The following is a 9,824-nucleotide window of genomic DNA, read 5'->3' on the forward strand; positions in this document are numbered from 1 at the left end:
GGTCCACACGCATCGGCACTCCGGGACGCTCGCGCTCAACGGTGCGCGCCACATCACTCAGGCGCGGATCAAGATGAGTCGACTCCTTGAAATCACCGTTGGGGAGCACATTGCAGATACGGGCGTGGACAAAGTGGGTGCGGGAGGCATATTTGCGGGCAAGGGCAGGAACATCGTTGTGGGCACCGGCGCTTAGCGATCCGGCGCAGAACGTAAGTCCGTTGTGAGGATCAGGAACCGCATCGAGAAAAGCCTGGATGTCTGCGTCGCATGTCACGATTCTTGGAAGTCCGAGAATCTGACGCGGAGGATCGTCGGGGTGGACACACATGTTGATGTCATACTCACGGCAGACGGGCATGATGGCATTCAGGAAATAGGCCATGTTCCCGCGGAGTTTGGCGGCATCAATCCCATCGTAAAGCGCGAGCAGATCGCGGAACTTCTGCACCGGATCAAGATCGTTTTCCGAGATATTGCCGTTGACAAAACCCTGGGTTTTCACAATTATGTTTTCGACCAGACGCTGCTCGCCTTCCGGAGTCATCACCTTGCACAGTTCGTCGACACGGGCAAGCGTCGCCTCATCATAGTCCTTGGCGGCATCCTTGCGGCCGAGGATATGGATGTCAAAATAAGCGAACTCACCGAGATTGAAATAAAGGTTTGAAGTGCCGTCGGGATTTGGGAATTCCAGGTCTGTACGCGCCCAGTCAAGGACCGGCATGAAATTATAGCATACAGTCTTCACCCCGGCCTTACCGAGATTGCGCAGAGATTCTTTGTAATTCTCAATCAGCCGGTCGCGGTCTTCACCGCCATATTTGATCGACTCAGATACCGGAAGACTCTCCACTACGCTCCATCTCAGCCCTGCGGCTTCAATAAAGTCTTTCATTTTGTTCACCTCTTCAAGCGACCACACTTCTCCGTTGGGTATGTGGTGAAGAGCGGTGACGATGCCCTCGACTCCTATCTGGCGGAGCATTTCAAGAGTAATCTTGTCGTTGGGACCGAACCAACGCCATGTCTTTTCCATTTCTTTGATTTAAATTGTATTAGAGGTTGTTTAATAACAATAGTTAAAATCTGAGCGAAAGTTTTGAGGTGGATATGGCTCCTTTCTCATTTACAACAATTTATCTAAAAGATACACCACTCAGATTTTTACTCTTGTTTTTAAACAACCTCTTACTATCAGAAAACTACGTTAAAAAAAGCCAAACGACGCGTCAAAAGCCGGATTTTCAGATCCGGCCTCAACGCGCCGTCAGCGATATCGGAGGTTGCTAACCATCAGATTTATTTGCGGGCTTCAGCCACAAAAGAGAGGGCTTCGCGACACTTTTCGGTCACATAGGCCCAGTCCTGAGCGGCTACGCGGTCTTTCGGGAACAGCTTGGAACCCATTCCGACGCACCACACACCGGCTTTGATCCAGCCTTCGATGTTTTCTTTGGTCGGTTCTACGCCGCCGGTAACCATGAGCTTAGTCCAGGGCATCGGAGCGAGGAGACCTTTGACAAACTTGGTGCCGAGAACGTCGCCGGGGAAGCACTTGCAAAGATCACAGCCGGTTTCCTGAGCAGCGCCAACTTCGCTGACAGTGCCGCAGCCGGGAGTGTAAGGTACGAGACGACGGTTGCAGACACGCGAAACTTCAGGATTGAAGAGCGGGCCGACAACGAAACATGCACCGAGCTGGATATAGAGAGCGGCAGTGGCGGGATCAACGATAGAACCTACACCCATTGCCATTTCAGGACATTCCTTGGCTGCGAATTTCACGACTTCTGCAAAAACTTCATGAGCGAAATCGCCACGGTTTGTGAATTCAAAAGCGCGTACGCCACCGTCATAGCAGGCTTTCACCACCTGTTTTGCCACTTCAGCATCCTTGTGATAGAACACAGGGACAACACCGGTCTCACCCATCTTGGCGAGAACTGCGATTTTATCAAATTTAGCCATGTTAAAAAAGGTAATAATTGATTAGATTGTATATTAGTAGTTCTTATTATACCTACGGTATGTATGGAATCTGTCTAACTAATAAAACGGCAGCCGGGGCCGACTTATTGTTATTCCCAAGTAAATTGCATCACTTAAGCGAAAGAGTGACCAGCGAATGAGGCGGCATGGTCAGCGTGACCTTACCGTTTTTCACTTTGGCCCCCTTAAAAGGCTTCAGGCTGACTTTTTCCGCCTGACCAAAATCGTTATAGTCATGCACATCAGCCGCGGTCAGCACTTCGCCGCTAACCGTCGAGGCCTTGATCCCGCCGAGATCGACGGTGACTTCCTGTTCGCGGTCAAGAAGGATGTTGACGAGAGAAACCGTTGTGACACCGTCTCTGACCGAAGCCGAAGCCGTGAGCACCGGCACTGTGCGTCCCTTTCTCACGGTCATCATCTCCGCATCCGTCGTGAGCGGCACAAGTCTGGCTCCCTGATGGGCGGCATAGCTCCTGAACACATAGAATGTCGGAGTCTTCACCATGAACTCGTCTTTAGTCAGCAGCATGGCCTGAAGCACGTTGGCAAACTGAGCTATGTTGGCCATGCGGACACGGTCGGCGTGAGAATTGAACACATTCAGCGACAAGGCAGCCACGAGAGCGTCACGCATGGTGTTCTGCTGATAGAGATGACCGGGATTTGTTCCGGGCTCCACATCCCACCATGTCCCCCACTCGTCGACGAGCAGTCCGACGCGTTTTTCAGGATCATACTTGTCCATGATGCGGGAGTGGGCCGAGATCAGGGTGTCGATGTCGAAAGCCTTTCCCATGAGCCAATAGTAGTCCTCACGGTCAAACTCACGGGCCGAGCCCTTGTTCTGCCAGTGGTCCACACAATAGTAGTGCAGCGAAATGCCATCCATCATGCGGCCTGCATTCTTCATGCAGACATCAGTCCAGTTGTAATTATAGGCATCTGCCCCGCAGCCGATCTTATAAAGTTTATTGCCGTTGAAATTGCGGCAATAGGTAGCATAGCGGCGATATATGTCCGAATAATATTCAGGAGTCATGTTTCCGCCACAGCCCCAGGTCTCGTTTCCGATTCCGAGATATTTGAGTTTCCAGGGCTTCTCGCGGCCGTTTTCCTTGCGCAGCCGGGCCATCGGGCCGTCCTCCGCGGTCATATATTCGACCCACTTTGCCAGTTCCTCGACAGAGCCGCTTCCGACATTGCCGCTGATATAAGGCTGGACACCGGTCAGCTCACAGAGGTCAAGAAACTCATGCGTACCGAAAGAATTGTCCTCCACGGTACCGCCCCAGTTGGTATTGACCATCCTCGGACGATTCTCGCGCGGACCGAGTCCTTCCATCCAGTGATATTCGTCGGCAAAACAGCCGCCGGGCCAGCGCATCACCGGGACCTTCAGTTCCCTGATGGCCTCGACCACGTCGTTTCGATATCCGCGCGTATTGGGGATGGGAGACTCCTCCCCTACCCATATTCCGCCATAGATGCAACTGCCGAGATGCTCCGTGAACTGGCCGTAGATCTCAGGTTCGATAACCGGCGCCGAGTCCGACGGACACAGACTGACAGTCACATTTCCAGCAGCTGCCGCAGTCAGAGAGACCGCAGCAGCTGCCATAAATGTTGTGAATGAATGATTTATCATGTTATTTTTTATTCCATATACAGACTTGGTTTACTTTCCGTCGCGTTTGCGCCAGAGGTTGGTCATGTCCTCCAGAGTCTTGCCCTTGGTTTCAGGAACAAGCGAGGCGACAAACCATGCAGCCACGATACAGATCACTCCATAGAGAGCGTAGGCAAACATGTGGCCGAACTTGTCGCCCATGTCGCCGAGTGTCATGTTGTACATCGGCACAAAAGTCGACGATACGATGAAGTTGAAGATCCACTGGAAAGCAACTGCGATTGCCACAGCTGCCGAACGGATCGTGTTGGGGAAGATCTCTGCGATGAGCACCCAGCAGATAGGGCCCCAAGAGAACATGAACGAAGCCGAATAGACCATGATCGAAACCACGGGCACAAGGGGATTTACTTCGATGAGGTTCGACAGAGCAACGCCGAATGCGCCGATTGCCATGCCGATCGAGCCCCAGATGAGCAGCGGTTTGCGACCGAGTTTCTCAACCGAGAATACAGCCACAAGAGTGAACGAGATATTGACAATACCCATGATCACGGTCTGCACCATCGGGTTGCCCATGTTCATCGACTCGAAAATACGGGGTGCGTAGTAAAGCACAGCGTTGATGCCGACTGCCTGCTGGAACACCGAGAGCATCACACCGACAAAGATAACCATCACGCCGAAAGAGAAAAGCTTCTCGCTCTTGACCTCGACAGTCTGCTTGATCTGACTGAGCACCTCCTTGGCCTTTTCATAGCCGTTGATATGAGAGAGCACCATGAGAGCCTTTTCGTCCTTGCCGACAAGAGCAAGATAGCGGGGCGATTCAGGCACAAGACACACAAGGACGGTGAAGAGACCGGCCACGAAGGCCTCGCTGCCGAACATATAGCGCCATCCGGTCTGGATTGTCCAGGGATCAGACTGAGGTGAAACCTGATAGATGGTTTCGCCGATCTTCTCGATGATCGGCTGGGTGTGTTCGCCGAGGATGAGGAAGTTGACAAAATAAACCACGAGCTGACCGAAGATAATGGCAAACTGGTTCCACGACACGAGCGTACCGCGGATATTCGAGGGCGCCACTTCGGCGATATACATCGGGCAGATGGCCGAGGCAAGACCTACGCCGATGCCGCCGAGAATACGGTAGAAGTTGAATGCAATCAAAAGGCTTGCTGTCGGCACACCCTTTTCAAAAAACAGGAATTCAGGCGCATAGCTGCCGAGAGCCGAAAGGAAAAAGAAAACACCCGCAAGCGCAAGCGAACGTTTACGGCCAAAATAAGACGCAAAGAAACCTGAAAGCGCACTACCGATAATACAGCCTAAAAGCGCACTTGATGAAGTGATACCGTGGATGGTATCGGTGTAGACAAAATCTTTTGCTCCGAGGAAAAATGCCTGAAGGCCCTTTTCCGCTCCTGAAATCACGGCTGTGTCATAGCCGAAAAGCAGACCTCCGAGCACTGCGACAAGTACTATCGAAAAGAGGTAAACCTTGCTTCCGTTCTGAGGATAATTCATGGTTGGGTAAGAAGTTTTGAGTTTGGTATATAGGTTCTGATTTTTCCGGTTTTGTAGAATGAGGCCTGAGAGGTAAAAGTTATGGCTGCGGCTGCACTGGCGAGCGGCACATCAGCAAAAAGCGTGAGGAGACGGGAGGTGAGAGGGAAAAATCCTGCCCGACGGCAGGTCTGTGGTGTGGAGAAAAGCAGTGAATAAGGGAAATGCCCGTGTGGCTTCTGACAAGCCACACGAACATTCCCGAAAAAATCGGTTCAGACAGTGTCTGTCAACACCATCTTAGCAATACATTGCCACGATAGCCTCGTAGAGTTCCTGCTTGCCGGAAGTGCGCTTGGGTTCGCCGACTTCCTTGCCGTAAGCATAGACATCTTCGAGAGTCAGCTTGCCTTCTTCGAATTCCTTGCCTTTGCCGGCGTCGAATGAAGCATAGCGTTCGCGGACCATATCCTTGTAGGGCGACTCTTCGAGCAGAGCGGCTGCGCTTTCGAGTGCGCGGGCCATAGCGTCCATACCGGCGATGTGGGCGATGAAGATATCTTCGAGGTCGGTAGAGTTACGACGGGTCTTGGCGTCGAAGTTAGTACCGCCGTTGCCGAGGCCGCCGTTGCGGATGATCTGCATCATGGCCTGGATGAGCTCGAAGTTGTCAATGGGGAACTGGTCGGTGTCCCAGCCGTTCTGGTAGTCACCGCGGTTGGCGTCGATAGAGCCGAGCATGCCGTTGTCCACAGCCACTGCGAGTTCGTGTTCGAAAGTGTGGCCTGCGAGAGTAGCGTGGTTAACCTCGATGTTGAGCTTGAAGTCCTTGTCAAGGCCGTGCTGCTTGAGGAAGCCGATAACAGTTTCGCTGTCAACGTCATACTGATGCTTGCTGGGTTCCATCGGTTTGGGTTCGATGAGGAATGTGCCGGTGAAGCCTTTTGAGCGGGCATAGTCGCGGGCAAGACGGAGCATGGTTGCGAGGTGTTCTTTTTCGCGCTTCTGATCGGTGTTGAGCAGGCTCATGTAGCCTTCACGACCGCCCCAGAACACGTAGTTTGTACCGCCGAGTTCGATAGTTGCGTCGATAGCGTTTTTGATCTGAACGGCTGCGCGGGCAACAACGTCGAAATCAGGGTTGGTTGCAGCACCGTTCATGTAGCGGCCGTTGCTGAACACGTTGGCAGTGCCCCAGAGGTTCTTGATGCCGGTTTCAGCCATCTTGCTCTTGAGGTAAGCCACGATTTCTTTCATATTGTGTTCATACTCCTCTACTGAGCAGCCTTCGTCAACGAGGTCTACATCATGGAAGCAGAAATATTCGATGCCCATCTTCTGCATGAACTCGAAACCTGCGTCAGCCTTCTGCTTTGCGATGGTCACAGCGTCAGCACCTTCGTTCCAGGGGAATTTCTTTGAAGAACCGCCGAACTGGTCGCCGCCTTCCGCACAGAGAGTGTGCCACCAGGCCATGGCAAACTTGAGCCATTCCTTCATCGGCTTGCCGAGGATTACTTTTTCTGCATCATAGTAACGGTAGGCCATAGGGTTCTTTGAGTCCTTGCCTTCGAATTTGATTTTCCCGATACCGGGGAAATATTCTTTTACTGCCATAATAATAAGGTAATTAAATGAATTTTATTTATTGATTTCTATTTCTTGGAAATTTTCAACGGGGGGATAATGCAATTGCAACAGCCTCAAAGCTCACGGGCCAGGCGCTCTTTCCAGAGAGCGTAAGCGTCGCTGTAAGCCTGACGGTCGGCGGCCACAGGCTCGATGACCTCGATCTTCTCCAGCGAAGCGAAAGCCTCGTTGTTGTCCTTATAGATTCCGGCACCCATTCCGGCACCCTTTGCGGCGCCGACAGAACCGTCGGTGTCATATAGCTCGATTGTCGCGCCGCTGACTCCGGCCAGTGTGTTGCGGAAAAGCGGGCTGAGGAACATGTTGGCATGTCCGGCGTGGATCTTGTTGATCGGCATGCCCATCTGCTCCATGATCTCCATGCCATACATGAAGGAGAAGACAATGCCCTCCTGAGCGGCGCGAAGCAGATGCGATTTATTGTGGGTGAGGAAGTTGACTCCGTGGATCGAGCAGTTGACCTCCTTGTTCTGGAGCACACGTTCCGCACCGTTGCCGAAGGGGATCACCGAAACTCCGGCTGCGCCGATCGGGGCCTGGGCGGCCACGTCGTTCATCTCCGCATAGCCGATGCCTTCAGGAGCCACTGTGCGTTTGCTCCATGAATTGAGGATTCCGGTGCCGTTGATGCAGAGAAGCACACCCAGACGGGTCTGCTCGTTGCTGTGGTTGACGTGGGCAAAGGTGTTGACACGGCTCTTGAGATCATAGTTGACCTCGCCGAGCACACCGTAGACCACTCCGGAAGTTCCGGCGGTCGATGCGATTTCGCCCGGATTGAACACGTTGAGCGACAGCGCATTGTTCGGCTGGTCACCGGCACGGTAGCTGACGGGGGTTCCCTCGGCCAGTCCAAGCTCGGCTGCGGCTTCGGCGCTCACCAGACCCTGAACCGAGAAAGTCGGGACGATTTCAGGGATGATGTCGGCATCATAGCCGAAATATTCCAAAAGGAAATCAGCGACCTTGCCTTCCTTGAAGTCCCAGAGCATCATTTCAGACAGACCTGAAACGGTTGTGCAGATGCGGTCGGTCAGACGCATGGCCACATAGTCGCCCGGAAGCATGATCTTGTCGATCTTCTCGAAGAGTTCAGGCTCGTTTTCCTTCACCCAGGCAAGTTTCGTGGCGGTGAAATTGCCGGGAGAGTTGAGGATATGGCTCAGACACTTCTCCTGACCCAGATCTCCGAAGGCTTTCTCGCCGTAGGGCACACCGCGGGAGTCACACCAGATGATAGCCGGGCGCAGGGGCTGCTTGTCCTTGTCGACCAGCACCAGACCGTGCATCTGATACGAGATGCCGATGGCTTTGATCTCTTTCGGATCAATTCCGGCAGCCGCCATGATGCTTTCTGTCGCATGTTTCAGACAGTCCCACCACTGCTGGGGGCGCTGTTCGGCCCATCCGGCCCTGACGGCTATTATCTCAGCCTCTGTCTTGGGGTAGAAATCAGAAGCCACTGTCTTGCCGGTCTCGGCATTCACAAGGCTCGCCTTGACCGACGAGCTGCCTATGTCATATCCTAAGAGATACATAATTTCTTGTCTGTGTTTATATTTTTGGGTTATTTGGTTTCGTCTGATTCATCTGTTTTCCGGAGAAAAGGCCCTGCTGCCCTATCTCATCACGGTGTAAGCCTTCCGGTCGAAGCGGTAGAAACGGGCTGCGCGGTGCGACACTCCCTGCTGTTTCTCATCCAGAGGCACGATGTAAGGCATCTGGGCTATCTTTTTATGGAAATTCCGCACATCGAGAGTCTTCCCGTTGATGATTTCCGACAGCTTGCGAAGCTGCGAGGCGGTGAATTTCTTCGGCAGCAGATCAAAGAGCAAGGCTCTGTTGTTGGCAGCTTCACGGCGGATGGCTTTCCGCGCCTCCTCTATAATAAGGTTATGGTCGAAAGCAAGCGTTCCGATCTCATCAAGCCTGCACCACTGGGCCGATTCCGGATCCACGGTCTTTTCCAGCGACTTGTCGAGTTTGACAAGAGCGAAATAGGCGATGGTCACAATCAGTTCAACGTGTTCCTTCTGCGCCCGTTCAAGCCAACGGACGTCACGCGGATTGCGCGTGCGGTCCTTCGACCCGAAAGCCTTGAACTGGGTCAGAGGCAGTTCCCTGATTCCGGTCAGCTCCTCAAGCACACGGCCGGCGGCCTCGTCAAGATCTTCGTCACGATAAATAAGACTGCCGGGGAGTTTCATATCATTATAGTCTCCGCCTTCGTCACTGCCGCTACGCTTCACGAGAAGCACACGCAGATCAGTTCCATCGAATCCGAAGACCACGCAGTCAACTGAGATATGATTGTTTGCCAGAGGTGTGGACATGGTTTTTAGTTCAGGCTTTTAATTAGGTTTTAAGCTTCCACTGACAAAAGTACAAATTTTTAGCTATAATTATCCGCCGAAAAACATGTTTTAAAACATTAAAATCTAACCCATTTAGTTTTCTTACCTCCGACAATATCCCCTTACATTGTGTTAACCATACAATAAGCCTGTCTCCCCGACACACGCCATCAGCTTCAAAAATCACTCTCCGCGCGCCCCATAACGCTGGCGCAGGCTCAATGCTAAATGTAATAATTACAATAAGACTCGTCTCCGCAGTTCTACCGCCTCCAAATGTTAAATAATCCAAAACCAGCCCCACACCCACCGCAAACCCGGCCTGCCATCCTCAGTTTCGCACCTACGGCGCTCCGGGGGAGAAAAAGAGCCCCTACCTTACACCACAGCTGCGGACCCCTACGGGGCCCTTGCAGTGGCCTATGCTCGCCCACCCCTACGGGGTTTTGCTGAAACACTGATTAGCCAAAAGCCCGATTGCCCCAATAGCCCAATATGACCAATTAGGCCAATTAGACCAATTAGGCCAATTAGACCAATCAGGCTAATCAGGCTAATATGATTAATTAGCGCCCCAACCGCCATCCCGCGCTCTCCCCACCCCGCGCGAAGCTCGGCCGCGGAGCGGTCGGAAGAATCCAGGCCACTGCAAGGGCCCCGTAGGGGTCCGCAGCTGTGGTATTAAACAC

At 52.8% G+C, this 9,824-nt stretch carries 7 protein-coding genes; all 7 read right to left on the minus strand.

All coding sequences use genetic code 11. The features are described 5' to 3' along the window. On the minus strand, window positions 1-1,039 hold a 1,039-nt coding region (gene uxuA / locus K2H17_RS00210; RefSeq protein WP_300130035.1), incomplete at its 3' end, for a mannonate dehydratase. A gap of 263 nt (window positions 1,040-1,302) precedes the next feature. Beyond that, entirely contained in the window at window positions 1,303-1,971 is a 669-nt protein-coding gene (locus K2H17_RS00215) for a bifunctional 4-hydroxy-2-oxoglutarate aldolase/2-dehydro-3-deoxy-phosphogluconate aldolase (RefSeq protein WP_300130036.1), read from the minus strand. A 130-nt stretch (window positions 1,972-2,101) separates the two neighbouring features. After that, window positions 2,102-3,613, minus strand: a complete 1,512-nt coding sequence (locus K2H17_RS00220; RefSeq protein ID WP_300130037.1) for an alpha-L-arabinofuranosidase C-terminal domain-containing protein — start codon at window positions 3,611-3,613, stop codon at window positions 2,102-2,104. 57 nt (window positions 3,614-3,670) lie between these two features. Further along, entirely contained in the window at window positions 3,671-5,152 is a 1,482-nt protein-coding gene (xylE, locus tag K2H17_RS00225; protein ID WP_300130039.1) for a D-xylose transporter XylE, read from the minus strand. Window positions 5,153-5,431: 279 nt separating this feature from the next. Further along, complete coding sequence (xylA, locus tag K2H17_RS00230) at window positions 5,432-6,748, minus strand: xylose isomerase (RefSeq protein ID WP_300130041.1); 1,317 nt, start codon at window positions 6,746-6,748, stop codon at window positions 5,432-5,434. Between the two features lie 86 nt (window positions 6,749-6,834). After that, complete coding sequence (locus K2H17_RS00235) at window positions 6,835-8,319, minus strand: FGGY family carbohydrate kinase (protein WP_300130042.1); 1,485 nt, start codon at window positions 8,317-8,319, stop codon at window positions 6,835-6,837. Window positions 8,320-8,400: 81 nt separating this feature from the next. Continuing rightward, window positions 8,401-9,114, minus strand: a complete 714-nt coding sequence (locus K2H17_RS00240) for an NUDIX domain-containing protein (RefSeq protein ID WP_300130043.1) — start codon at window positions 9,112-9,114, stop codon at window positions 8,401-8,403. Window positions 9,115-9,824: the final 710 nt, after the last annotated feature.

Source organism: Duncaniella sp. (assembly GCF_029054785.1).
Lineage (GTDB): Bacteria > Bacteroidota > Bacteroidia > Bacteroidales > Muribaculaceae > Duncaniella.

Bases quoted from the DNA above. Each gene is read 5' to 3' on its own strand.
- K2H17_RS00215 (WP_300130036.1), bottom strand. From the start codon at position 1,971: ATGGCTAAATTTGATAAAATCGCAGTTCTCGCCAAGATGGGTGAGACC.
- K2H17_RS00220 (WP_300130037.1), bottom strand. From the start codon at position 3,613: ATGGCAGCTGCTGCGGTCTCTCTGACTGCGGCAGCTGCTGGAAATGTG.
- xylE (WP_300130039.1), bottom strand. From the start codon at position 5,152: ATGAATTATCCTCAGAACGGAAGCAAGGTTTACCTCTTTTCGATAGTA.
- xylA (WP_300130041.1), bottom strand. From the start codon at position 6,748: ATGGCAGTAAAAGAATATTTCCCCGGTATCGGGAAAATCAAATTCGAA.
- K2H17_RS00235 (WP_300130042.1), bottom strand. From the start codon at position 8,319: ATGTATCTCTTAGGATATGACATAGGCAGCTCGTCGGTCAAGGCGAGC.
- K2H17_RS00240 (WP_300130043.1), bottom strand. From the start codon at position 9,114: ATGTCCACACCTCTGGCAAACAATCATATCTCAGTTGACTGCGTGGTC.